This window comes from Marinobacter sp. (genome assembly GCF_041687235.1).
Classification (GTDB): domain Bacteria; phylum Pseudomonadota; class Gammaproteobacteria; order Pseudomonadales; family Oleiphilaceae; genus Marinobacter.
This window is the reverse complement of sequence record NZ_JAWLCH010000002.1, coordinates 140,335-163,393: the sequence shown is the minus strand read 5'-3', so window position 1 is coordinate 163,393 and position 23,059 is coordinate 140,335. Positions and strand designations below refer to the sequence as shown.

Here is a 23,059-nt window from a genome sequence, read left to right as displayed (position 1 = left end):
CGCCATGTTTACCAGCCCATTTCCATAAAGAATAGTGCAGCAATGGAATCCAGCAGAATGACCATGAAGATCGACTGAACCACGCTCGAGGTGGTGTGCTCGCCCACCGATTGGGCGCTGCCGGCCACCTTGAACCCTTCCAGGCAGCCAATCACCGCGATCAGAAACGCAAAGACAGGCGCTTTGACGATACCCACAACGAAATGCTGCAAGGCAATGTCCCGCTCCACGATAGCCATGAATTGGGTAGGGGTGATATCCAGCACCAGGGCACACACCATGGCGCCGCCTACCATGCCCGAGATCATTCCGACAAAGGTGAGAATGGGCAGGCTCACCATCATTGCCATCACTCGAGGCAGAACCAGCAATTCTATGGGGTTCAGGCCCAGCGTGCGGATGGCGTCCAGCTCCTCGTTCACTTTCATGGCACCAATGTGGGCGGTAAACGCGCTGGCGGTTCGGCCTGCCAACAGAATTGCCGCAAGCAGAACCCCGAATTCCCGCAGGAAAGAAAACGCCACCAGGTTAACCGTGTATATGGTTGCGCCAAAATCGTCCAGAACCGTCGCCCCCAGAAACGCCACCACGGCACCCACCAGAAATGTAAGCAGTGCCACAATGGGCAGGGCATTCAGGCCGGTGTCATGAACGGCTGCGACGAAGGGCGTCATACGCCAGCGCCAGGGCCTCGGAAGGTTCCAGGCCAGGGTGCCCAGCGTTTGGCCCATAAAGCCCACGAGAATCCAGAGCAGCCGAAAGATACTTTCTACCTTTTGGCCGGTGCCGGTAACGAAGCTCCAGAGCAGGGAAGGTGCGCGCCTATCAGACCCGGGTTGGTCTTTCATGGCTTCACAGACCGCCCTGATCAGGGCGGATTTCTCGTCCGGCAACTCCTGGTTGGCCGACGCGGCCTCCAGCAAACGTTCTGGCCCCACCAGAGACGCAAGCTGCGATGCACCGGCGGTATCAATTCGCTGCAGGCCGGAGAGGTCGATGTTCAGCCCGCTGATATCTCTGGCAGACCTCACGGAAGCTGCCGATGCCAGCACCCGGTAATGACTCAGCAACCAGTCCCCGGTAACCCTCAGGGTGCCGGCTTCAATGGTAACGGAGCCCGGGCCTGAAGACGGTCTTTGTGGGTCGGTCTGCTCGGAAGAAACGGGGCTGGGCACGTTCAGTCGAATCCATGGGTGATTTTGCTGGCCAGTCGTTAGCTTAGCCACAAACTCCAATAAAACAAAAACTTGATAAAAAACTATTGACGCCCGAACGGTAATCCGTAGAATACGCAGCCGTTGACGAGGCAATGCCCCGGAAACAAAGAGCGGGAATAGCTCAGTTGGTAGAGCACAACCTTGCCAAGGTTGGGGTCGCGAGTTCGAATCTCGTTTCCCGCTCCAATTTCAAGTCTCTCAATGCCCACCTGAGAGCACAAAGATCCGATCTCTTCGATCTTTTCCGGCGCGGTGGCAGAGTGGTTATGCAGCGGACTGCAACTCCGTGTACGCCGGTTCGATTCCGACCCGCGCCTCCATTTCTTTCCCTTTATTTACAGCTAGTTACCAGTTTCGAGCCAGAGCCGGCGTTTTGATGGCGACATCATGGCGACAAAATGGCGACAACGATTCATGGTTTTTCCGGATCGCGGAGCGATTTCAGAGTTGATTTTGATCGCTCTGGCGGACGAACCAACCGGTAGTGTTTGCGCATTGCCTCGGTCTCGTGACCACCTTTGTTGTTCTCCCCCTGGGACAAAAACTCGTCAGTTAAGCCCTTCTTCCTCAAGTCTCGCAACTGATATTTACCCTTGTATCCGGCCTCTTCACAGGCCTTTGCCCAGGATATTTGCATGAAACGATGCCGCACCGGTTTTGTGCGACTCCTGAAATCAAAATATCGAGGGTAGACCATCAGATACGGCGAAATGATCTCCTGCTCACGCTTCCAATCCCTGAACCACTCGATCAGTGCTCTCAGGTCCTCGTTCATCTCAATAACGATGGGGACTCCGGTTTTGTGCCGAGCAAACCAAATTTCGCCAAACTCGCCTTCATCATCCTTGATCTGATCTTCTTTCAATCCGAAAACGTCGATAGGTTGTTGGCTCATCATGTAAATCATGTCGCAGATTTTTGCGCGCCAGGTTCCGTCCATCTTCCGCCTGTTGATCTTGTGGATGCAGAGTCGGGCGGTGATTTCTTTGTAGGCTTCATCTGGAATCAGGACCTCTCGTTTGGGTTCGCTGATCTTTTGGATGTCCCGCATTGGATTTCTATCGATGAGGCCGTCCTGGACTGCCTGGGTGAAAACCCGGGACAAGGTGTTCCTGAGCCCGTTGTAGTGCGTGGGCTTCGTCTGCCAGGGGGAGAGGAGGCGCCTGATCCGTCGAAGCAGTTGGGGGTCCGAGAGTAAAAAATTGGAATGCTCATTAGATTCCATTTGCTGAGCATCCGCGGCGTAGTCGGCTCGGGTGCCCATTGCAATCGGACGACCCCGGTTACGGCCACGCTGGCTGAACACCTTGCATTCGCCCCAGCGTATTTTTCCCTTCACGACTTCGTGACCAATCAGCTTTGTACGCCAATAATGCAGGTATTCTCTTAATGTTATCCGAGTGGCTGCATCGACAGATTCGACCATGGAGAGATTGTCTGCCATTTCTCTGGCATCAAATTCTTTCCGTTCCTGCTCCCACATCTGCTGGAGCATAGCCCAGCGGCGTATTGCCACGTTGCGGTCACTGGTTTGTAGGCTTCCCTGTTTACGCGTGACCGGATGTCGTACGTAGAAAGTTCCATCCCTGTCACGGATGTAAAGACCCGGGTATTGGACCAACCACCGTTGGCCAAGTTTTCTGCGGGGCGGCGCCATAGTTACCGGAGTTGGTTGGCGAGGGATTGCAGAAAGCTGGCTTCATGCATGTTTTCAGGCAGGCCCCGAATACGCTGACCCATTACCTCGAAATAGAAATCCAGGTCAATGCGCCAGCGCCGTCCGTCCCGAAACGCGCCGGGGATCTCATGAATACGGCGGCGAATAGTGGATTCGGAGGGTGGGTCCTCGTCGCAGCAGTAGACAATCTCGATAAAGGTTCTTATTGAAACTGGTCTCATAAACCGCTCCAGCCAGATCGTTTGGATATTCGTAGCCTCGTTGGGTATTCAGTATCGGTTCAAGAGGCTCATGTTTAGATCTTATGTGGCCGGCTCTGCGTTTTGTGACGTTAAATGGGTTTTTTTGACGACATTGCAGTGGCTTTTGGGGTAATCACAAAAAATCATCAGAACTCGTACCATAGATATTGCCTCCCACATCAAAACCGGTGATACCGTCATCAATCATTGGTAGGCCGCTGGCGGGATTTATATAGGATGATTCTGAAAACCCCATTGGGTCGTCGAATAGAGTTGAAGAATCACTGATTTCTGATTGGTGCAACGTGGGCGCCTCGGGATTAGCCAATGACAAGTATGGTGAGCTCGCAGGAAAGTCCGAAAGCCACGATGAAGTTGGGTTGTTCTCGGACCCGCAATCAATGTTGCTGAATGAGCTTGTGTGTTTGGTTGGAGTTGCTAACGCCAGACCGATATAACCACCCGCTATGGCGCCCCATGTGCCAAGTTGCTCGCCGAGCATTGCCCCAATAATCATTAGAATAATCGCGGTCATGCTGATTGCCTCATTCATAGTGAAGGTCCAGCTTAACCGAATCTGACGTTCTACCAAGTGCAGGCGTTTTAGGGTTTAACCTAAATTGCAACGCCAAGGCCATACTCAACTTTAACTTGTAAACATCCCTGTTTTAGTTACACCGCTGATTAGAGCTTCCCGCCGGTTGGTGTATCGCCAGATATTCCTCGGTGCGTAAGGCCCTCCAGTGAATCGGAGAGTTAGGCCGCTCGGGGAAAGGTCCGCTTTGTGGTCATTGCCTGAAACCCATAGCCTGGCCGTAACGAACATTGGAAAGCAGACCTTTTTACCACGCCGAGATGGGCTAGTGGATAGAGCCTGAACCGGGGGAGGTTCGCTCATGGGCTAGGAGTGGCGAGGGCACCAGCCAAAGTCCAAGCTTTTAAACAACAGGATGATTTGTGGTGTCAATTTTGGACCACGCTATAGCGGCGTTACCAGTTGGCTGATCAATTGTTTAAATGCTGTTTCTGAGTCTTTCGCGCCTAACGACTTCAGGCGTATGTCGGTAGAGCCTATCTTGCGAAACGAGTTGATTGTTAATACTCCTCCTCATCCCTGGTCAGACTGTAGCCGCCACGCCTAATTCAGGATCCTACGCAGCTTTAAGATATTTCTCACACGAATCCTGCATTGACAGTGATATGGTAGTGGCCGAGTCACTTGGTCAGCACGACCGGGACTTAGCGCCGGCACGGATGCCAGGCAAACGCGACACCTGCCCAGTGTGACCTGCTCCCCTCTAGCTTAACCGTTTTCAGCTTAGTAATGTTCATCACAGTAGAGGACGATGAACATGAAAAAGCGATTTTCAGAAGAGCAGATCATCAGCATTTTGAAGGAAGCCGAAGCGGGCCTGGCGGTGAAGGAGTTATGCCGCAAGTACAACATTTCTGACGCCACTTTCTACACCTGGCGCAAGAAGTTTGGCGGCATGGAAGTTTCAGAAGCACGCCGGTTGAAGGCTGTCGAAGACGAGAATGCCAAGCTCAAGAAGCTATTGGCTGAATCTCTCCTGGACAACGAAGCTCTGAAGGCTGCTCTTAACCGAAAGTACTGACCGTCGAGAACAAGCGCGAGGCCGTGCGGGCGATGCAGGAGCAAACGCCGATTTCACAACGCAGGGCCTGTTTTCTCGTCGGGTTATCCCGCGCTTCGTTTCATTACCGCTCCACCGTTGCGGCCGGTGACAATGTGCTCAGCGAGCGCATTACGGAACTGGCCCACGAGCGACGTCGGTTTGGTTACCGACGGGTTCACCAACTGTTGCGACGGGAAGGAATCGACGTGAATCATAAAAGGGTTTACCGGCTTTATCGGGAGGCTGGTCTGGCCGTACCAAAGCGCAAGCGTCGCAAAGGTATCGCCATGGAGCGTCAGCCACTGGTGTTGCCAGAAGCTCCGAACCAGACGTGGTCCATGGACTTCGTCATGGACTCACTGGCGTGTGGTCGGCGGATTAAATGCCTGACCATTGTTGATGACTTCACCAAGGAGTGCCTCGACATCCCCGTGGCAAACGGCATCTCTGGTAACCAGGTTGCCCGCACTCTGGATGCCATAGCAGCCTTTAGAGGCTACCCGCAGGCTGTCAGGACAGACCAAGGACCGGAATTCACCAGCAAGGCTCTGGACCAATGGGCTTATGACAACGGTGTGGAACTGAAGCTGATTCAGCCTGGAAAACCAACCCAGAACGGCTTTATTGAAAGCTTCAATGGACGTTTTCGTGACGAATGCCTGAATGAACACTGGTTCCGGGATCTGGCTCATGCCCGGGAGATCATCGGTAATTGGCGACGAGACTATAATGAAAACCGGCCCCATTCAGCTCTGAGCTACCAGACACCGCTGGAGTTTGCCGCTGGCTACCGGACTACGGGAAAAGGGTCGAAATTAACCGACATTACTAAGCAGTGAGTGGTTTAGTGATCGGGGGCAGGTCAAGTGGTGTGACGCGCCAAGGAGAGACTTGGCACCACCCCCGCATGTCACATTTTGCACCCTTTGGTTGACCCAATCTTGAACTATTAAATCAGGCACAGCAGAATACTGTTCGCATATACAGTATTGGGCCAGAGGCATTCCATCAATCTCCATGAGCATCTGTGGCCGTCCACATTGTTTTTGGCAAAGTTACGATATTTGCCATCTGACCATACTGGTTTGCCATTCTAAATGAACAGGATTAGCGGGCTGAGGATGGAGTTTCGTCGCCGACACAATATGACATATGCCACCCTTCAAGCGTTTGCTTCAATGGAAACCGTCGGCATCGTTACAGAAGATGGTATTGAGCTTTCTCATTGGCTCGGCGTGGCGGACCGCAGGATTCTACGATTAGTTCCAGAGTTAAAGTCGGTTCTATTGGATATCGAAGCTTGGCGTACGATGATTCTTGAGCCCTACAAACGGCTTGGGCCCGGTGTCTATATGGTTGGGGCTTTCATCGGAGATGGCAGAGTTGTTGGCGTGATGGAAGGACGACAGCCAATGGTCAGGGTTTTGTCGTCTAAACCGGACGCGCTGGGCCGGTCCTTCGGCCACGAAAATGAATAAATCTACTTCCGGTACTCTGACAACTGGCGTTCCAGGTTTGCGTACATGGTCAGAAGATCGTCCTCATTAAGCTTTCCTTTGGTACTTTTCTTAACCTTATGTTTTTCCAGCTGGCTACGCTGTTCGGCGTATACATGATGGAGGACACTGGCTTGATAGTCGCAGCCCTCGTGTTCGTTCAGTTGTTTTCGAAGCGATTTGAACTGATCAGGACGGGGAACTTGTTCGAGCTTTTTAGCTATATCTTTGGGTCGGATATCGAATACTTTTCCCCAATGTTGTACAGCCTGCTCCCATGCCTGAGACAGAGATGCCCGTTCATCAATGTAGAATTTGTTAGCAGCGCCTCGTTTGTTTACGGAGAAATAGCAGGTTTCCTGTGAAGCACTTTTCCCGCTTCCGATACCAAGCGTGATGCCGTGGAAACCTACGCCGCGATAGGGGCGGGTGGCTGGATGGTCTTTCCCGATGAAATCGAGGTATTGAATCGCTGCGAAGCGGGCCATATAACGGGCCTCATAGTACCTGGCTCTGGTCTTTTGATATTTGTGCCAGAACTCTTCAGAAATCCGAGTGTTTGGCCTCTTTAAGGAGAAGTACTTCTGGTAGCGTTTACCGCGAATGGTGGCAACAACTCGCCATCCGTGGAAGCCAGAGGGCAGCTCCCCTTTTTCATAAAAGCTAATAGCCATGGATAGTCGATCTTTCCCGTCCAAATCACGTTAAAGATAGTACGCAGCCAAGCAGGCGTCGCCGCTTTGCTCTTAGGCCTATGCAAGCTTGCTGCAACCGATAATGGTGAATAAACTTCTCAGCCTTTTTGGGCCGCAAACTGGTAACACCGACCTTTGGTCAGTCGTTGTCGCTTCCTTGGAGTGAAGCATCGTCCGTGGAGTGTAAGGTTGCGAGGGATCATACGTGTACAGTCTACGGTAAGTTTACACTTGAGAGAGCCTTTAAACATCATGGTTTGCGTTTTAAGAATCCTGCCCCTCTTCTTTTCGTTGGTAGTGGGTTTCATCAGTGTTCCGGCCCATGCGTCCGTTATAAAAAAGTCGAACAGTGGCCTTTGCCATCCACCGCAAAGTAGTTGGTATGAGCGAACCAAGAATTATCAACCCTACGACTCCCTTGATGCCTGTTTGGATTCAGGTGGTAAATTGCCAGATGGGGTCTCTTTTGCATCGGTTCGACAGGCACAGGAGCAACAAGGCAGGCTACGTAGCTATGAACGGTCTGCGTTTGGTCACGGTTGGGATGATGCTGATGGAGACTGTCAGGACAGCCGTGCTGAGGCATTGGTTGCCCATTCCACAACCAACGTCCGGTTTGCAGACGGAAGTCGTTGTAGGGTGATCTCAGGCCGATGGATCAGTCCGTTCACAGGCAAGGTCATCCAGAACAGCAGCGAGATTGACATTGATCACGTAGTTCCGCTCAAGTGGGCTTGGAAGCGCGGAGCGAAGGGTTGGACGCAAGCTAAACGAGAACGGTTTGCAAACGATATGGTCAATCTCTCGCCCGTCGAGCTAAGCCTTAATAGAAGTAAGGGGGCCCAGGGTCCGGATGAATGGTTGCCACCGTCAGGCCAGTGCGGTTATGTGGCAAGGTTCGTTCGTATCGTGAAACAGTACGATCTTAAGCCGACAAAGCCGGAAACTCGATGGTTGAAAGCGTTCCTGGAGCGCTGCCGCATCTGACTCTCTGCTAAACTATCCTTCGAGACAATGATTCTCACTGATGGAATAAACGAGGTGAAAAACAAACAGTTTACTGGGCAGGAGTTGCTGCAAGCTTCGGATGCGGATTCGGCGCATACCGAAGAGTTCGCCCAGTCCAAGATGAAAGGACGCTCACCATTGGAGCGACTGAGAGGTTCAGTTAAACGCTATGAGCGACCTACCGATCCCGTTTGGGATGAATTCTTTGACTCCTGTGAGCGAGTTTCAGAGGATTTCATGGTGGAACGGGGTCAGCCGTTGGGCAAAGGCTGATACCTCCATGCCGGGAGCCCTGTTGCAGGTTTACGCAGCACCACGTAAACCCATCAACGGGTCGACACCTCGTTGACACTCGTCTCCCGGGCTCTGCCCCTTTCGCACGGACGGTTTCAAAACGGTGGTGGACCTACCCCAAGGCACATGACACACCCCAGCCTCAAATTGGAATCTATTTCATAGGCCTTATTCGCCCAGCCTGGATGTCCGCTTCGCGACCGAGCCGAGCTAAACAAAAGCGAACGTTCGCTCGCCTGTGATTCAATGGAGGGCTGGACACCCTATAAATATCTGGCGAAACATCAAAGGGCGGAAAACTCTAATCAGCAGTGCAACTAAAATAGGGATGTTTACATAAGAGCCATAGGAAACAAGCGTCCCTCGATCTGCGGTCACTTTGAGAAAACGCTTGAAGTGATCGTGCTGGCGCTGTGGGCGTGTTCTTGGGTTGTTCTCTTTGGCAGTGGCTGTCCAAGCTGCTGCGCTGTTTGGCTCGAAAAGTGTCGGTTTATCTTACACTTCTGGGTTTTCATAAAGGCGTGCATTAGGAAAGTCTATACATTTCATCGACAAAGGCAAGGTGGCCCTATTTTTGCTAAGGTAATTGCTCAATCTCTAACGGCTACTCCATGACCAAAACATCGAAGGAGACGGACAATGGCGAGAATTCAATTATTGCTACTGTCGTTTTTGTTGTCGACCGGCGCCACTGCCATGCCGATGCTGACAACGGACAGTACTGGAAACGTAACGGGGGCTAAAGGATTGGAGTACGGCGGCATGACGTTCGCGATGGAGTTCATCGTCGGCTCGTGTATCGACATCTTCAACGGTTGCGACTCTGACGACGATTTTATCGTCGATGGTACATCCTTCACTCATTCTACTTTGCTTCCAACCTTTTTTGATGCGTTCATAGCTCCAGAAAATTTAACGGATGATGGTAGCCTTGACGCTAAACCTGAACTTGCACTGGGATGTTCCAGCAGCTTCAGTTGCAGAACTTTTGCGCCGGGCTTCTTGGATAGTCCCGAGCTTGTCTCGGGGGCTTTGGCTGGCAACTGGCGTTGGGAGAGTGAAGAGTCCGACATTTTTCTGTTAGACTCCTTGATTTTGGTGAATTATGACGTCAGCAGCAGCGGCTTTTCTTTTTTCAATTATGCGAAGTTTACTAAAGAAACTTCCCCTGTCGCCGTCCCTGGCCCTCCCTCATCGCTTTTGCTCGCGCTGGGTCTCGCAGGCTTCGGGTTGAGGAGGATGCGCAGATCGGCTTAGTAGCGAAGTATCAATCCCAATCAGTCCTGCGATAATCCATCGCCGACATCGCATTAGATAGGAGCCCAGAATAGCGGCACCCTTGTCAGGTGCCGCTATTTGTTGCTCATAAAAGCGGTGAAGCCTGTCCAACGCGTTTCCGACCGTTTTTGCTGCAAAACTTAACAGCTTGCGGCTGAAACGATAGCTCAGAAGATCAAACCCCTTTCCGATACAACCGATAAACGTTTTATCCACTCTTTGGAAGTGCCTGTCCACAGCGACTGAGCTGGATCGCTAAGTATGTTTGAGCAATGCAGCCACGGCGACGTCTACTATGGTGCGGCTTTGGGTCCTTTTCGTAGCCGCAAATGCTAGCTGGCGTTATCGTCCAAGCCGAATGTCCGCTTTGCGACCATAACGCACATTCCGACTTGCTTGGTGTGCGAACAGGTACGCAGCCCCAAGTGGTTGGAACCGATAGCTGAAATTTAGGTAATTTCCGGAGAATGAGGATGGCGACCAGTCAGGGTAGGGCTACGTGTAGTGCTTTCCGCCTTATCACGAACGTTAGGCTCTAATCAGAGATCAGGGACTCTCTCCGTTTCAACGAAACCACCACCAGATAAATCCGATTGGGGCAATGCTGAGGAATACCTGTCACGTGAACAGTTCAGGCAGGACATCCTAAGTTCTTTAACAGATGCGAAGGCTGAGCATAAGCAGCGTCTGGGTATGTAAATAACTTTAACTACAGGAGAGCAGGTAAAAAGCGACTGTGAATTCGATCGCCTGCCGCGGATGAATAACAGCCAGAGAGATGAATGCATACAAAACCAAGGTCTGGCCTGAGAGCCAGATCTGTCGGGAAGCACCGCTCTGCAAAAAAAACATCAATAAATTCGAGTACAAAGCGGCGCAAAACCAGGTTGGCCCAGAGACTTCTTCTGAAGGTGTCTGTCAGATCAAGCTTCGTTTGTAGGGAGAGCCTGGGCTTCCAATTCGTCGAGAAGTCTTTCACGATAGTTGATAAGCGCGTCAGCTATTTCCTCAGGATGGAATGGGTCTCCGCCAACGAAAACGGCGTATAAAGCGGCTTCCTGAATCTGATCGTCAGTCATGTCTGGCGTGACCATGTCATCAAACACACCCATCTCATAATATGCGTTTGCAGCAGTATCATCTGTTCCTCGCATGCTTTGGAGGTCGAGAACCATCTCGCTTACACATTCTTCTACTGAGCTCTTCAATTCGCGATACTTTTCGCAAAGTTCATCGAATTCCATATCGCTCTCGTCCGAGAGGTAGTCATCGAAGATCTTTTTATAGTCATCGATGTAGGGCCGGATGAGTGTTTGAGCTGCCTCTATGTCAGACTCGCTGACGGCCTCGCCCAGCTTGACCTTCAGCACCTCACAGTAGTGCTCAGGCCATGACATAGCACTCATACCGCACCCATCGAAGCATGTGAGTCCAGTAGCTTCTTCCCCCGGGCTATTCCCAAAATCATATTGGAGCGTCAAACGGCTGCCGCTGTAGATTAGGAAGATTCTCTTCCCGCTACGCTGGCAGATTCCGCTCACGAATCCGCCATGATCTTCTAAGTCTATCTTTTTCAAAAGGTCCTTCATCTGTATTCCTCATTTTTGGGTTTGAGTTTCCAGCGTACGAGAAAGTTAGGGCCGTTTGTGTCGTTAAATTGACTAAATCGTGCACTTTCACGTCCTCAAGTGTTCTCAGAATACAGAGCTGCGGCGCCACGCAGCGATGCAAGTAGTAGAGATCCGTCGGTGAGTTTCGTGTGTTTGCTGAGCTGCCTTAAAACCAGCGCGCCGATATGAAAGACTTGGCCAATGGGTATGGGTAGGGAATACGCGGTACCTCGTCCCTGAGTCGCAGAAATAAACAGCTTGCCGGGTTGGCGTTTGATGCGAATCCCTTTCTGAGGTCGTTTAAAAGTTGCGCTAGGGAGAAGCCCTAGACATACGGCTGCCATGATCGGGAGCTCGGTCTCACTGAGCTGTAAGGTCAGCTTGCGCTGCCACTCAATCGAATCCCCATTTCTCGGCGCGACATCAAGGTTCACGGTCCAACCTACAGGTTCTCCCCGGTGCATCAGAGGCGTCGCCTCCACAGTCAGAGCGGCCCCGGCGCCAAAGCACCGAGCCTTCTCCTGAGCAGCTGGCGCTGGAAGGGAGTTATCGAACATAGCGGTACAGACTGAGTGCATCGACAATGGGCGTGGCTTCCAGGCTGGATTGCCTGGGCAGTCGCGGCGATCGGTTGTCGGCTGATCCTGGATCTGAACGCCAGAGCTTTCTGGGAAGCACCTTCTGCTGGGCAACGACCACGCCGGAGATAGGCGTAGAAGCTCGCACAACCTCTCCATTTTCCAGGAAGGCGTAGTTGGCGCGGAGTTGATTTGGTAAAGGGACTTTTCGCGCCAAAGGTGCGCCGGGATCGCATCGGCGGTTGATCAAATCGACAGCAATTGCAGAGGTGTTCTGGTCAGGCCATTCTGATGCGAGTCTCAAGGCCTCTTCGTGGGTCAGCTTAATGATCCGGGAGTGCTTGGTCGTCCAGGACCAGCTAAAAACCTGCAGATTCGGTGGCATGATGCGTATGCGGGTGTAACAGCTCTTTAGATCGAGATCAGCGATACGCACGGTGTCCATCGCCCGGCGAAGAGTTTCGCTACGAAAGCCCTTGTCGCGGATTTCGTTTTGGATCAAGCGGGTAATCCGGCTGGCCGGTAACTGCCTTTTTTTCTGGAACTGCCGGATGTCCAGGACCGCCTGTTTGAATGCACCTTTAGCGTCGTTGTAGTCGCTGACGGCAAGAACAGTGGCTGGTGAGCAGCAAATAATGCCCGCGTGCAATTGCGGGCGGGTATCTGGCCGGATTGTCAGATGCGTCATTGATCGAATCGCCGCCTGCAGAGCCTCGCGGGACGTGTGCTCAGCTTCACTGTCCCCGTGGGTCGGTACATACACCGGGTAACCGGCCAGATAGTCGGACTTGATGGCAGAGGCAACAGCGAACCCTTGATCGGACATCCGCTGGAAGGCGGTGGAAAGTTTTAATATCAGTTCCTGAGGTAGTAATTCATCGTTGAGTTGTCTCGGCATGATGATACCTCGCTTAGCCCGATTCAGAAGCTCGGTTGGGTGAGCCTCCATTATACCGGCCCCCCAAAATGAGCAAGGCGGTAGCCAGTTATGGCTGGAACTTCAGTATCACCAGTGAATATCAGCCAGCTCTGGTCCTGAGTGAATGATGATTACTACACCAGATCCGTTTTAGGTGCCCGACCGATCCCATACCCGAAACTTCAGAGATGACCGGAACCCATGGAGCCTGTCTTTTCCTTACCTTTCCTTGTTTTACCTTACGTGACCTGGCACCCGCGAGACGGTGTCTCACGGGTTACTTGCTTGGTAGGGGAAAAGCCCACTCAATGGAAGCGTGGAGCAGGGCGTTGCGGGCTGGCGGGTAAAGAGCACCGGTGGCGGATCTGGTTTAATAAACCAAATTCAACGAAACCACCACCAGATAAACCCGATTGGGGAAATCGCGACGACCAGTAATCTGAACATTCCCGGAAAGCTCTCCCACTCGTCCCACCCAGCGGCAGAATCGTTGAAATAGCTAATACACAGCAGGGACACGGACGTCCAAATCACACACGTGAAAGCGACAAGAAAAACTATCATAGAGCTCCTTTTTCGGGTGAGAGAGCTAGCTCATCAGCTGGCATTCAGCTTCGCGTAAGGCAATTTCCCAGGTCTCGTTTGAAACTGGCATTCCGTTATTGGCTAGCTGCTTTACCCCGAGCTGTTTTCGTCTGGCATTTACCTTCTCAATGTGCTGTTGGGACATTGGATTTAATCCCCGGCTGCGGTCTTTGGCATCGGCAATGGAGTCATAGTAATGATCGTACTCCTCCGGAAACTTCTCGGCGTGAATCTGGTGTGCGAGTTCCTGGAGGCTGGCTTTGAGTGAATCCTCTCGATCCAAAACTTCGATTTCGGCTGGCGTTTTACCGATGCGGGCTTCTCGATGGGCACGGGTTTGCTCGGCTTTATAGCGATTCATGAGAAATACCTCGCTTGATTGTGAATAGAAACGTCATCGCGTTATGTTGGCTGATCGTCAAGGCTTGGATGACAGCGTCTGTGGGGCGTCTGGCGAGATCGACAATTTCGAGCACGGGATTTTCGTAGCGGAGTTCTGCATACCAGACTTGGTAGAAGTATGAGGTGGCTCTGTCCAGGGCTTCAGTAGTTATTAGCTCGCACCAGATAAATGCTTCAGGCGACTCCGGTTGTTGGTAGACCCTCGAATTCGAATCGAACACCGGATTTCCGTGAATGAGGGCATTGTATATTTCGTGATGGAATCCAAGCATTGTGTCTCGGAAATCATAGGATGCGTGGGTGAACCCATGTTCCGTTAACAGCTTAGGAAAGTTATGATTGTTCAGTGTTTGTGACCCTCCATCGTTTCTGTATTCTCGGCTTTACTTCACCGCAATGAAAATCTAGCATTCTGAAGCGACATATAATGTCGCCAATCTCCAGGCCATTCACAAGAAAAGGATATTTCATGTCCAACACCGCGGTCCGTTACCTCACCATGCTCAGAATGGTCCCTCGTTTTCCCAAAGCTATCACCACAAGCGAATTAGCGGGGCGCCTTGATGATCATGGTTTTAAGGTAACAATGCGCTCGATACAGCGGGATCTGGAAAAACTGAGCGCGGACTTTCCATTGCTTGTTGATGAAGACTCTCGTCCATATCGGTGGTCTTTCGACCGTAATGCCACCATGGACATTATTCCGGCACTCGACTTGCCGGCAGCGCTAACCTTCGAATTGGCCCGCGCCTATCTCTCGCCAATGTTGCCGCCACGGGCGCTGTCGCACCTGAAGCCCCATTTCGATGAAGCCCATCGCACCTTGCTGCGGGAAAAGAACCCCCTGGGGCAGTGGCCAAACCGTGTGCGTGTCATCAACCGCGGGCTGGGCGGTGAGCGGCCCGCGATTGATGCGGATGTTCTGGAAACCGTAACCGAAGCCTTGTTACGGGAGTACAAATGCAATCTAACCTACCAGGCTCGCAACTGGCCGGAGCCGGAGGAGATCGTGGTACACCCGTTCGGGCTCATTTTCCGGGATCCGAATGTTTATCTGATCGGTACCATCGAGGGTAGGGAAGGAACACGTCAATTGGTGCTGCATCGAGCCATCACCGGTGAATTGTTGGAGGAGCCTTCAGAGCGTCCGGATGATTTTGATCTGGATTTATACATCCGCTCCGGCGCTATGGGCATTCTCAAATCCAATGAACCGCTATACCTGAAGTTACGCTGTGACAAACCTGCTCTGAATCATCTCATCGAATCGCCGCTGGGTTTTGACCAAATCACCACCGAAATTGATGACGAGACCTTTGAAATAGGGGTGACAGTAGGAGATACCCAGGATCTGCGCTGGTGGCTAACTGCACAGGCTATTCATTGTGACATTCTGGAGCCGGAGTGGTTGCGAGAGAATATAACAGCCACTCTCGAACGGGGACTGGCGAGAATGAAAGCCTAGGATCCATCACCTGAGCCGGTCTCGCTGACCTGCACCCAACTTTCTAATCGATCGGGATCTTAGTAATGTCGACGGTCTATGTTGGACATTTCGATTCAAAATGTGATGAGTATTATCTTTCCAGGCGTGCTCAATCCTTTTCAGTAAGTGTCACCGAGGCATCTCCAAGGTCGATCTGCTCGTTACCTTCCAAGAGGTAAACGGACGAACTAAAAACAGGTGAGATGTTCACAACGAGGGTTGGTCCAGACGGTTCACAATCCTCGTCAAGCTCTCGCTGGGTTTGCCTGGAGGCGAGCTCACGATAGCGAGCAGTGGCTTCCTCATCCAATGTTATGGTTAACCTCATAATTTACACTCCGGGATTTGTTCTGATCGAGATTTCACAGTCAGTTTTCTCTATGGTTGCAGAGAGGCGCGACAAATAAGGTCGCCTAGTGAGCAATAACGATGAATGAATGCCATCAATGCCAGACTGCCTTGGTTCACATCACGCCCGATATACTGGCGGATTCCAAAGAACGCCTAAAACCCGGCTTCAAAACTTTGTTACGAAAGAACATTGCGCGTTTTGCGGAAATTACTCCATTTGCCCTCGTTCCGATGCTTATGCGCTTGGCTTAGACCGTGAGCTTGCTATCCCCATTATTGTGCGCAATGGCCAACAAACGAGCATCCACGAAATGGCGCTCTGGTAGGGCGGTTTTCGGGCAGGTGCGTGGGCACTGACGTTGTAGATGAGACTTTGCGACACGGCCTGTCGCCTTTTGCCTCCATAATATTCCGAGATCTTCTGGAGGCCCATCATGCTGTTATGGAAAGAACTCATCAATGAAGCCCACGAATCTGACAACCTCTCATCCTCATCCAAAGACGACCTGAAGCTGCTGCAGATCTATCTATGCCGGCTGTTTCTCATCACAGGGTACAGAAAAGAATTCCGAATCGTTGGCACGGAGGAGCCAGAGGCATTCCTGGGGCTTAAGTTGTCGTCCGGAGATGATAGTGAGGTAAGTGCACCCGTTTTCCTGGAGGCGGTACGCAAGCGTGAAAAGCAACTCACCCGGAGTCTAAAAGGCATGCCGGATCTTTCCTTTGAGCCTCTGCTGGCCAACCTGATCAAGTTGCTGAAAGCCAATGTGGTTGAAATCAAGCTGCTGATTTTTGCCATTTTGTTGCTCAAGCATCCAAAGGCTAAAGACGTAATGCGGGACTTGGAGATTAATGAATATGGAAATTCGGTAAGTGCCCTGGCGAGGGCGATGCGAGAGTCCGCCAGAACAATTGCGGCAGCGCTGGATCAGGATGCCATGCTGTGCCAGATCCGCCTGTTGGAAGAGCCAAGCCAAAGCAGCGATATCTGGGATCTGGTTGAGGCGGGCCCGCTCCTAAGCCAGTTGGTGGTCGCCACTTCAGAGCAATGTGAGACTGGCGCACCGGAAGACATCGAGCAGATGCTTTTCAAGCACATCTGCCCGCCGGGGCCTGCGGCGATGCATCGCATCCGAGACTTCCGGGGCGTTCCGGATCTGCAGCTGATGCTGGACTACCTGGAGGATGCATTGAGTAACAAGTACCGGGGCAAAAACATCTTGCTACACGGAAAGCCTGGCACCGGAAAAACCCAGTTGGCCAGGGCTATGGCGGAAAAACTGGGTGCGCCTCTGTACGAAGTACCCACCAAAGACAGTCACTCGGGAGCCATGACCGGCCGTGTTCGCCTGGACGCTGCCAAAATGGCGCAGATGTTTCTGGAAGATCGCCTCGGTGCTGTTCTGTTGTTCGATGAAATGGAAGATGCCTTTCGCAAACCCGATCAGCTTGCCAAGGGATGGTTCAATCAGATGTTGGAGGAGAATGGTGCTCCGGTGATCTGGATCAGCAACAATATCAGTGCCGTCGACCCCGCTTTCCTGCGGAGATTCGATTTCATTGTTGAGATCGAAGGCACCGGTGGTGAGCGCCAATCCGAAAAGCTCCAACAAGCCCTGTCCGTATTGCCCGTTGCTCCAGCGTGGGCATCGGAAGCAGCACGCAAGCCCTGGATGACGCCGGCACTGGCAAGGAATCTGGCCGAGGTGGGCCAGCACTTGCCACCACGCCAGATTATCCGTAACCAACAACGCCTGGAATCTATGATTCGGCAACGGCTGGAAGTGATGGGAGAAAAAAAGCCGGGCCGCGTGCTGCCCAAACCGAAGAAAGCAGACTTTCCCGACTTCCGCACCGAGTGGATCAACACCAAGCCGACCCTCTGGAATGTGGAGCGTTTCATTCGGGAGAAGGGCAACGCGCGAATCTGCCTGTACGGCCCACCGGGTGCCGGTAAAACTGCTTATGCTCAGGAGCTCGCCAAGCGGCTGGGTAAGCCCTTAATGCTGCAATCCGGCAGTGACTTGCTGGGCATGTACGTGGGACAGACAGAAAAGAACATTGCAGAGATGTTCGACAAAGCGGAACGCACGGGTGCGGTGCTCCTGTTGGACGAAGCGGATACCTTCCTCTACAGCCGCAATATGGCGCAACGCAGCTGGGAAATCAGCGCCGTCAACGAATTCATGGTTCGCCTGGAACGCTTTGAAGGTGTGTTCCTGGCCACCACCAACCGGTTCGACAGTTTCGACAAAGCCATACTCCGCCGGTTTCAGATGAAGGTCGAGTTTGACTATCTGACTGCGGAGCAGGTGAAAGCCATTCTTGCAAACTGTGTCGTAGACCAGGATAAGGCGAATAATCTGAGACTGGCAGACCTGGCGGAACTAGAACATCTCACACCGGGGGTAATGCGAGCCGCGGTGCAGAACCTCCGGCTGCGAGGATTCCGGCCACGGATTGGTCGACTGCTCGATGCATTGAAAGAAGAGCAACGCCAACAAACTGATGGCTTGCTCAGGCAGCCAATCGGCTTCATTCAATAAACGAGTTCGCCCCCTATGACAAGACAAAAGATGGCCTGGAAAGTTGGCTGCGCCCATCCAGTCAAATCCATAACCATAAACTGGAACAGAGAGGCGACTCTGGATCGGGAGGAGCTTGCAGCATTCTCACCGGAGTTGTATCGGCTAATGACAGGCAAGTTGGTAGCAACCGCATCGCCGGACTGGTCGGCCATCCTTTTGTATTCTGAAGCACGCTGGGATGTCATATCCGAGCAATTGATGGCGTTGCCGAATGACAACCCGGATGCTCGAAAAGTGCAGCGCCGAATGATTGGTTACGCCCATTATTTCGATGCAACGGAACCCCTGACTATCGAGCAGCCATTATCCGGCTTCGGGGGGATCAACAGCGAAAGAGATAATTGTTGGCTGGTCTGCTTTGATGAGAGCTCAGCGGAGCTTTGGTCCGAAGCCAACCTTCTCAGTATTGCCGAAGCTAATGCTCCGGAAGAAAGGTGTCTGATCCAATTCATGCGCGGTGAGGGCGGGGACCACCTTGGCCGAACGCTTGACGAAATTCTGGCGTTTGATGACTTCTGGTTGGAGCACACTCACGATTTCGTGCAATGGTTGTTTCCTATACCGGAGCCTAGTCGATCGAGCCCAATGGCGCCGGTTCTAACCGAGGAGGATCGCCAGCGCTTTAAGGCGGATGGCAGTCTTAAACGGCAACAGAGAAAGGCACTGGATCGTATGCTCGCCTTCTATGGTCTTGTGCGCGGGGATGGCGTGATAGAGGCGCGGCGGGAGTTGAATCCGAGGGATCACATCTGGCTGAAAGCTGGTGGACACAACCATCTACGGATTACCCGGATTATCCGGAGCCTGCATTATTGCCACCAGCCCGAATTGGCGAAGGTGGCCCAGCAGGCATTCGTTAATATTGGCCAGACCCTCGGTTATGTCAGCCAACATAGTATCGGCTATTGGTTACGGGCAAACGAGTAGTACCTGCCGGTTATTGGCACCGAACTTCAACAATCACAACTGTGAACGGTTCTCGGTCGCGCGCATTTCCCGAATCTCCATCGAATTCGATCTCTGGTTCCTTCCATACGTCTTTTACCGAGCATGTCAGGTTGTTTGTAATGTCACCCCGGCCAATGAGGCTCCCGGAAACGATCTCCCGGAGTCTTTCGTTCCAGTCGGAAACCGTGCGGAAATAGGTGCGCTTGGTAATGAAGACAAGATAGCTTGTCTCCAGGCGGCTGCCTTCCGGAACAGCATTCGCGAGTAGTGCCAAACGGTCAATATCCTTTTTGAGGTCCGCGAACTTGGTGCCTTTTTTGAATTCGATAATGTTTGCCGGTCTACCCCGTTTACGGGTAAACAGCGTTAAATCAAAGCGGCCGTTCGGCCTTAGCTCCGGGAATCTCTCCAAGGCTTTCTGATTATCTTTTGAAACACCCGCTTTTGTCAGAAGTTCCGAAACGGAGGCTTCCAGATGGTAACGGAAATTGACAAAGCGAGAGGATAAGTGCTCTCCAACCCGAGTCACCATAAAGTATTCCGGCATCTCGCGGAGCGGTCTATTGCATGCATCGATTGAGTGATCGTGGGCTGCCTTTAAGGCGTTCATGATTTCTGCGACGCGGGTTTTACCAGAAGATCGTAGTAGTTCGGTATCAAAGGACATTGCACTTCTTCCTTGAGTTCATGGTTGTCCCTGATTAACCGCGAAATTCCTGACGATTTCAGGGCGGCTGATCTTCTGCCTTGTAAAAGTATGTTAAATGAATGAATAGTTAGAAGGCTGACTATTTATCGAAGGTGGAAACTGTAATTATCCGACTTTGGCAACAAGTGTTGAGACCAAACAGTGATTAGAAGAACAGCAAAGAAAGCACGTTACGGTTTATTTTCTCAAAAGAGGTTGGACGAAGCAGAAAGAAAAACGGGCGGCCCATTCAGCCATTTCGGTGAGTATAGCTTATTGGATGAAGGCCCAATTTTGTCCGGCTGGGTTCAGATTAAGCCCAGCAAACCGGTAATGCTAAATGCCATTGTGTGTGACGACTACGAGCGAACAAAACTAGCTCTGATAGAGGGCGCAGACGTTCATCAGAGTAGAACTTTTGACGTCGATGCCTACACCGGTCGAATGACAGAAAGGTCCGAACTGGTCAGAGGAAAAGTAGTCATAGACGAATCGGGCGCTGCCAAAAGGGTTCTTCCAGTGTGGCACCGGGGTGAGGGAGTTTATCTGCTAAATAATCTATCGCAGGTAATCCACGCTCCTGATCATCTGAGGGAGTTTTTAAGATCTCTGTACGCTATGCGAATCGCCGAGATGGCCTCGGCCGATGAGCTGGTAGATGCTATTGACCTTGGAAAGGTGAGCCTTTGTTCTCTGATGAGTACAGATGACTGGGATCTGCTCTGCGGCGCCCACAACCGTAGCCGGTTTCCGTTTCATTTGATAAAGAAAGTACAGATGGAGATATAGCGGTGGATCAACAGACTTTATCGTGTCCGAGCTGTAAGAAAGAGGCTCTATTCAAACTGCCAGTCAATGTTAAGAACACTACTACCAGGCAACCTTGCTCACTTTGCAGGAAGGTTGCCAAAATCCAGATCCAGAAGGGACGAGTTGTGGGAATTTCCAAAGGCTAGGCGTTACCAAAGGTTTGGGCCGCCAAAGGGCGGCTCAGCCCCTACACCAAATTCGCCACCCCAAACGGAATATGCACCATCGGAACATTGCCAGCCTCAGACTCCAGATGCGACCGCTGGTCATCAAAGAACATATGAGGCCTAAGCACGTTCAGAATCCGGTCCTTCTTCATGCCACCGAGGAAGAACACCTCATTGGCATCCACGCCCCAGTGTTCCAGAGTGGTTATCACGCGCTCATGAGAGGGCGCATTCCGGGCGGTCACGATTCCGGTTCGTAGCGCGCGCCTGTAATTCGGGTCGGCTTCCAAGGCGTGGTCTTCCAGCTTTTGCAGGTGCGAGAGTTTTCTGAACAAGTCAGCCAACGGCCCCGGGCTGTGTGGAATATGTGAGCGGGAGGTTTCGTGTTCCTGAAACTCTTCCAGGGAGCCTGCCTTATAAACTTTCTCGGAAGCATCGTCCGCAATCACACCATCGAAGTCGAAAGCGATGCGCAATTCAGCGTCGTCCTTATCATCTACTACATGGCTGGGTAGTACGGTACCGGCGGGGTGGCCGTAATCGATGGCTTGCAAGACATCGGTATCGTTCGCTGATAAAAACAAGGAAGCATTGAATGCCGGGATGTAAGGGTAAGGCGATTTGCCTTCCAAAAATGCGGCGCGGCTGATGTCCAGACCATGATGGGCGATTGAGCGAAACACCCGCTTGCCGGTGATCGCTGAGTTCCTTGAAAGCAATACAACTTCCACTGGAGACTTATCCGGGAACCGATCGTTGATGGCCAGAAACCGTCGAACGAACGGAAAAGCTACGCCTTTCTCAAGCGGCGCATCCAGGTGTGATTCCTGGTACTTCCGATAGGCTTTTTCGCCCTGTGTTCGGAATACTTGGTCGGAATCAGATAAATCAAATAGCGCGCTGGAAGCGACAGCGATTACGAGTTTGTCTTCAATGGGGTAGGGCATAGGCCGGGCCTTCTGCGTCAACGGAACAAAAACATACCATAATCCGGATCGGCGACATGTTCTGTCGCAACGCCTTCTTACACTGGAACCATAGCGTACAGGAGGCTGAATGAGCATCGTACTGAAAGCAGAGATGATTTCCCGAGCGTTGTTTGAATTCGATCCGATGAACACCTGCTGCAAAGAGAACGATTGTTTTGACGAATACTACCGTATCGGCGAGGGTGTCGAAGGCCGCTTGCGGCAGGGATTTTCACTGAAGCAGGCGTTGGTTCTGGAGCTGGCTGAGTCCTTTTTCGATGACGGCGCCCCGCATACCGATTGCCTGGATCCAGTGGTAGCACATTTGGAAGGGAGGGATCACTGAGCATGTATGATTTGATCGGAGACATCCACGGATACGCAACCGAGCTAAAAGCATTGTTGGAAAAACTCGGTTACCGGGAAGCCAACGGTGTTTGGCAGCATCGCGATCGCAAAGTAATTTTCCTAGGGGACTTTGTAGACCGAGGGCCGGAGCAGGTTGAGACCGTCGAGATAGCTCGGAACATGGTTGAAAACGGTCATGCGTTGGCGGTTATGGGTAATCATGAATTCAACGCTGTTGCTTGGGCCATGGAGGATCCGGAGCAGCCCGGACAATACCTGCGTCCCCATATTGCAAAGAACCTGAAACAGCACAAAGAGTTTCTTGAGCAGGTTGGTGAGGGAAGTGAGAAACATCGCCGGATGATTGACTGGTTTAAAACCTTACCCATCTACCTGGATTTACCAGGCTTGAGGGTGGTCCATGCCTGCTGGCATCCGGAGTATCTGGAAAAGGCCAACCAATACACGGACAGCCATAACCGGATTTTGCCAGAGGCGTGGGTGACCAGTAGCCGCGAGGGAAGCGAGCCTTTCAATATTGTTGAGACTCTACTCAAGGGACTGGAAATCCCCTTGCCTCACGGGGAGTGGTTTCACGACAAAGAAGGTAACAAACGGACCGATATACGTTCCCGGTGGTGGCGAACTGGCGAGCTGACTTACCGTGATTTGGCGATGGTACCGGGTGAGGAGATTGACAATATTCCCCACACACCAGTTAAGCAGCACATTCTGCCGGGCTATGACGGAGAGAAGCCGGTATTTGTTGGCCATTATTGGATGAGTGGAGAGCCGGCGCCTCTCAGCGACCATATCGCTTGCCTGGATTACAGCGTAGCCGGGAAGCATGGTGGAAAGCTTTGCGCCTACCGGTTTGATGGTGAATCAACGTTGACGAAAGGTAACTTTGTCTGGGTTGAGGGCCTCAAAGTTGAAGCCTAAAAACCTGATTTCCTGATGTATTTACATGAATTTACAGCCCCGAATTTGCCGGCAACAACGCGAGCGGTTATAACGTTAAGCAGGTTTGGAGAAACTGCTTTCAAGGCATATTAAAATAAGGAAA

Annotated in this window: 21 protein-coding genes and 2 tRNA genes; 13 read left to right on the top strand and 10 right to left on the bottom strand. The window is 52.0% G+C overall.

Annotated features, from left to right (window positions below; genetic code table 11):
• Positions 1 to 8: 8 nt before the first annotated feature.
• A complete protein-coding gene (locus ACESMK_RS04480) occupies positions 9 to 1,175 on the bottom strand; it encodes an MlaE family ABC transporter permease (RefSeq protein WP_372995690.1) in 1,167 nt (388 codons plus the stop codon).
• 152 nt (positions 1,176 to 1,327) lie between these two features.
• Here ACESMK_RS04480 and ACESMK_RS04475 point away from each other — a divergent pair.
• Positions 1,328 to 1,403 (top strand) — tRNA-Gly (locus ACESMK_RS04475).
• 60 nt (positions 1,404 to 1,463) lie between these two features.
• A tRNA-Cys gene (locus ACESMK_RS04470) sits at positions 1,464 to 1,537 on the top strand.
• 92 nt (positions 1,538 to 1,629) lie between these two features.
• Here ACESMK_RS04470 and ACESMK_RS04465 read toward each other — a convergent pair.
• The 3 genes from ACESMK_RS04465 to ACESMK_RS04455 all read right to left on the bottom strand — a co-directional run bounded on the left by ACESMK_RS04465 (position 1,630) and on the right by ACESMK_RS04455 (position 3,690).
• On the bottom strand, positions 1,630 to 2,733 hold the full coding sequence (locus tag ACESMK_RS04465; RefSeq protein ID WP_372995688.1) for a hypothetical protein: 1,104 nt from the start codon (positions 2,731 to 2,733) through the stop codon (positions 1,630 to 1,632).
• 143 nt (positions 2,734 to 2,876) lie between these two features.
• Positions 2,877 to 3,116: a hypothetical protein gene (locus ACESMK_RS04460; protein WP_372995686.1), complete on the bottom strand. Its 240-nt coding sequence runs from the start codon at positions 3,114 to 3,116 to the stop codon at positions 2,877 to 2,879.
• Positions 3,117 to 3,270: 154 nt separating this feature from the next.
• Entirely contained in the window at positions 3,271 to 3,690 is a 420-nt protein-coding gene (locus ACESMK_RS04455; RefSeq protein WP_372995684.1) for a hypothetical protein, read from the bottom strand.
• 799 nt (positions 3,691 to 4,489) lie between these two features.
• On the opposite strand from ACESMK_RS04455, the gene ACESMK_RS04450 reads away from it, so the two are divergent.
• Positions 4,490 to 5,613, top strand: a protein-coding gene (locus ACESMK_RS04450; RefSeq protein WP_372995596.1) for an IS3 family transposase whose coding sequence is annotated in 2 segments (ribosomal slippage) — positions 4,490 to 4,748 and positions 4,748 to 5,613 — 1,125 coding nt in all. Because the reading frame shifts where the segments join, the coding sequence is not laid out codon by codon here.
• Between the two features lie 282 nt (positions 5,614 to 5,895).
• Entirely contained in the window at positions 5,896 to 6,252 is a 357-nt protein-coding gene (locus tag ACESMK_RS04445) for a hypothetical protein (protein WP_372995682.1), read from the top strand.
• A 2-nt stretch (positions 6,253 to 6,254) separates the two neighbouring features.
• On the opposite strand, the gene ACESMK_RS04440 is transcribed toward ACESMK_RS04445, so the two are convergent.
• Positions 6,255 to 6,944, bottom strand: coding sequence for a hypothetical protein (locus ACESMK_RS04440; protein WP_372995680.1), 690 nt, complete (start codon positions 6,942 to 6,944; stop codon positions 6,255 to 6,257).
• Positions 6,945 to 7,217: 273 nt separating this feature from the next.
• On the opposite strand from ACESMK_RS04440, the gene ACESMK_RS04435 reads away from it, so the two are divergent.
• The 3 genes from ACESMK_RS04435 (at position 7,218) to ACESMK_RS04425 (ending at position 9,524) form a co-directional block, all read left to right on the top strand.
• Complete coding sequence (locus ACESMK_RS04435) at positions 7,218 to 7,952, top strand: HNH endonuclease family protein (protein ID WP_372996055.1); 735 nt, start codon at positions 7,218 to 7,220, stop codon at positions 7,950 to 7,952.
• Positions 7,953 to 8,006: 54 nt separating this feature from the next.
• Positions 8,007 to 8,246, top strand: coding sequence for a hypothetical protein (locus ACESMK_RS04430; RefSeq protein ID WP_372995678.1), 240 nt, complete (start codon positions 8,007 to 8,009; stop codon positions 8,244 to 8,246).
• A 660-nt stretch (positions 8,247 to 8,906) separates the two neighbouring features.
• Positions 8,907 to 9,524, top strand: coding sequence for a hypothetical protein (locus tag ACESMK_RS04425; RefSeq protein WP_372995676.1), 618 nt, complete (start codon positions 8,907 to 8,909; stop codon positions 9,522 to 9,524).
• Between the two features lie 944 nt (positions 9,525 to 10,468).
• On the opposite strand, the gene ACESMK_RS04420 is transcribed toward ACESMK_RS04425, so the two are convergent.
• From ACESMK_RS04420 to ACESMK_RS04410, 3 genes are all read right to left on the bottom strand, one after another.
• A complete protein-coding gene (locus ACESMK_RS04420; RefSeq protein ID WP_372995674.1) occupies positions 10,469 to 11,134 on the bottom strand; it encodes a hypothetical protein in 666 nt (221 codons plus the stop codon).
• A gap of 567 nt (positions 11,135 to 11,701) precedes the next feature.
• Positions 11,702 to 12,631, bottom strand: a complete 930-nt coding sequence (locus tag ACESMK_RS04415) for a hypothetical protein (RefSeq protein WP_372995672.1) — start codon at positions 12,629 to 12,631, stop codon at positions 11,702 to 11,704.
• A gap of 610 nt (positions 12,632 to 13,241) precedes the next feature.
• Positions 13,242 to 13,598, bottom strand: coding sequence for a hypothetical protein (locus ACESMK_RS04410; RefSeq protein WP_372995670.1), 357 nt, complete (start codon positions 13,596 to 13,598; stop codon positions 13,242 to 13,244).
• Between the two features lie 510 nt (positions 13,599 to 14,108).
• Here ACESMK_RS04410 and ACESMK_RS04405 point away from each other — a divergent pair.
• From ACESMK_RS04405 to ACESMK_RS04395, 3 genes are all read left to right on the top strand, one after another.
• On the top strand, positions 14,109 to 15,104 hold the full coding sequence (locus tag ACESMK_RS04405; RefSeq protein WP_372995668.1) for a helix-turn-helix transcriptional regulator: 996 nt from the start codon (positions 14,109 to 14,111) through the stop codon (positions 15,102 to 15,104).
• A gap of 806 nt (positions 15,105 to 15,910) precedes the next feature.
• Positions 15,911 to 18,022: an AAA family ATPase gene (locus tag ACESMK_RS04400; RefSeq protein WP_372995666.1), complete on the top strand. Its 2,112-nt coding sequence runs from the start codon at positions 15,911 to 15,913 to the stop codon at positions 18,020 to 18,022.
• 15 nt (positions 18,023 to 18,037) lie between these two features.
• Positions 18,038 to 18,991 (top strand): opioid growth factor receptor-related protein, encoded by a 954-nt coding sequence (locus tag ACESMK_RS04395; protein ID WP_372995664.1) that lies wholly within the window; start codon positions 18,038 to 18,040, stop codon positions 18,989 to 18,991.
• A gap of 10 nt (positions 18,992 to 19,001) precedes the next feature.
• On the opposite strand, the gene ACESMK_RS04390 is transcribed toward ACESMK_RS04395, so the two are convergent.
• Entirely contained in the window at positions 19,002 to 19,679 is a 678-nt protein-coding gene (locus ACESMK_RS04390; protein ID WP_372995662.1) for a hypothetical protein, read from the bottom strand.
• 183 nt (positions 19,680 to 19,862) lie between these two features.
• Here ACESMK_RS04390 and ACESMK_RS04385 point away from each other — a divergent pair, with 183 nt between their 5' ends.
• A complete protein-coding gene (locus tag ACESMK_RS04385) occupies positions 19,863 to 20,489 on the top strand; it encodes a hypothetical protein (RefSeq protein ID WP_372995660.1) in 627 nt (208 codons plus the stop codon).
• Positions 20,490 to 20,697: 208 nt separating this feature from the next.
• Here the strand turns inward: ACESMK_RS04385 and ACESMK_RS04380 are convergent, their stop codons facing one another.
• Entirely contained in the window at positions 20,698 to 21,624 is a 927-nt protein-coding gene (locus ACESMK_RS04380; protein WP_372995658.1) for a 5'-nucleotidase, read from the bottom strand.
• Positions 21,625 to 21,733: 109 nt separating this feature from the next.
• Between ACESMK_RS04380 and ACESMK_RS04375 the strand changes: the two genes are divergently transcribed.
• Together ACESMK_RS04375 and ACESMK_RS04370 are read left to right on the top strand one after the other, a co-directional pair.
• Complete coding sequence (locus ACESMK_RS04375) at positions 21,734 to 21,991, top strand: hypothetical protein (RefSeq protein ID WP_372995656.1); 258 nt, start codon at positions 21,734 to 21,736, stop codon at positions 21,989 to 21,991.
• Positions 21,946 to 22,935: a metallophosphoesterase gene (locus ACESMK_RS04370; RefSeq protein WP_372995654.1), complete on the top strand. Its 990-nt coding sequence runs from the start codon at positions 21,946 to 21,948 to the stop codon at positions 22,933 to 22,935. The genes ACESMK_RS04375 and ACESMK_RS04370 overlap by 46 nt, the downstream gene beginning before the upstream one ends.
• Positions 22,936 to 23,059 lie beyond the last annotated feature (124 nt).

Excerpts from the sequence above, each read along its gene's own strand:
- ACESMK_RS04460 (WP_372995686.1), bottom strand. The coding sequence starts at position 3,116 with ATGAGACCAGTTTCAATAAGAACCTTTATCGAGATTGTCTACTGCTGC.
- ACESMK_RS04455 (WP_372995684.1), bottom strand. The coding sequence starts at position 3,690 with ATGAATGAGGCAATCAGCATGACCGCGATTATTCTAATGATTATTGGG.
- ACESMK_RS04445 (WP_372995682.1), top strand. The coding sequence starts at position 5,896 with ATGGAGTTTCGTCGCCGACACAATATGACATATGCCACCCTTCAAGCG.
- ACESMK_RS04440 (WP_372995680.1), bottom strand. The coding sequence starts at position 6,944 with ATGGCTATTAGCTTTTATGAAAAAGGGGAGCTGCCCTCTGGCTTCCAC.
- ACESMK_RS04435 (WP_372996055.1), top strand. The coding sequence starts at position 7,218 with ATGGTTTGCGTTTTAAGAATCCTGCCCCTCTTCTTTTCGTTGGTAGTG.
- ACESMK_RS04425 (WP_372995676.1), top strand. The coding sequence starts at position 8,907 with ATGGCGAGAATTCAATTATTGCTACTGTCGTTTTTGTTGTCGACCGGC.
- ACESMK_RS04420 (WP_372995674.1), bottom strand. The coding sequence starts at position 11,134 with ATGAAGGACCTTTTGAAAAAGATAGACTTAGAAGATCATGGCGGATTC.
- ACESMK_RS04415 (WP_372995672.1), bottom strand. The coding sequence starts at position 12,631 with ATGCCGAGACAACTCAACGATGAATTACTACCTCAGGAACTGATATTA.
- ACESMK_RS04410 (WP_372995670.1), bottom strand. The coding sequence starts at position 13,598 with ATGAATCGCTATAAAGCCGAGCAAACCCGTGCCCATCGAGAAGCCCGC.
- ACESMK_RS04405 (WP_372995668.1), top strand. The coding sequence starts at position 14,109 with ATGTCCAACACCGCGGTCCGTTACCTCACCATGCTCAGAATGGTCCCT.
- ACESMK_RS04400 (WP_372995666.1), top strand. The coding sequence starts at position 15,911 with ATGCTGTTATGGAAAGAACTCATCAATGAAGCCCACGAATCTGACAAC.
- ACESMK_RS04395 (WP_372995664.1), top strand. The coding sequence starts at position 18,038 with ATGACAAGACAAAAGATGGCCTGGAAAGTTGGCTGCGCCCATCCAGTC.
- ACESMK_RS04390 (WP_372995662.1), bottom strand. The coding sequence starts at position 19,679 with ATGTCCTTTGATACCGAACTACTACGATCTTCTGGTAAAACCCGCGTC.
- ACESMK_RS04380 (WP_372995658.1), bottom strand. The coding sequence starts at position 21,624 with ATGCCCTACCCCATTGAAGACAAACTCGTAATCGCTGTCGCTTCCAGC.
- ACESMK_RS04375 (WP_372995656.1), top strand. The coding sequence starts at position 21,734 with ATGAGCATCGTACTGAAAGCAGAGATGATTTCCCGAGCGTTGTTTGAA.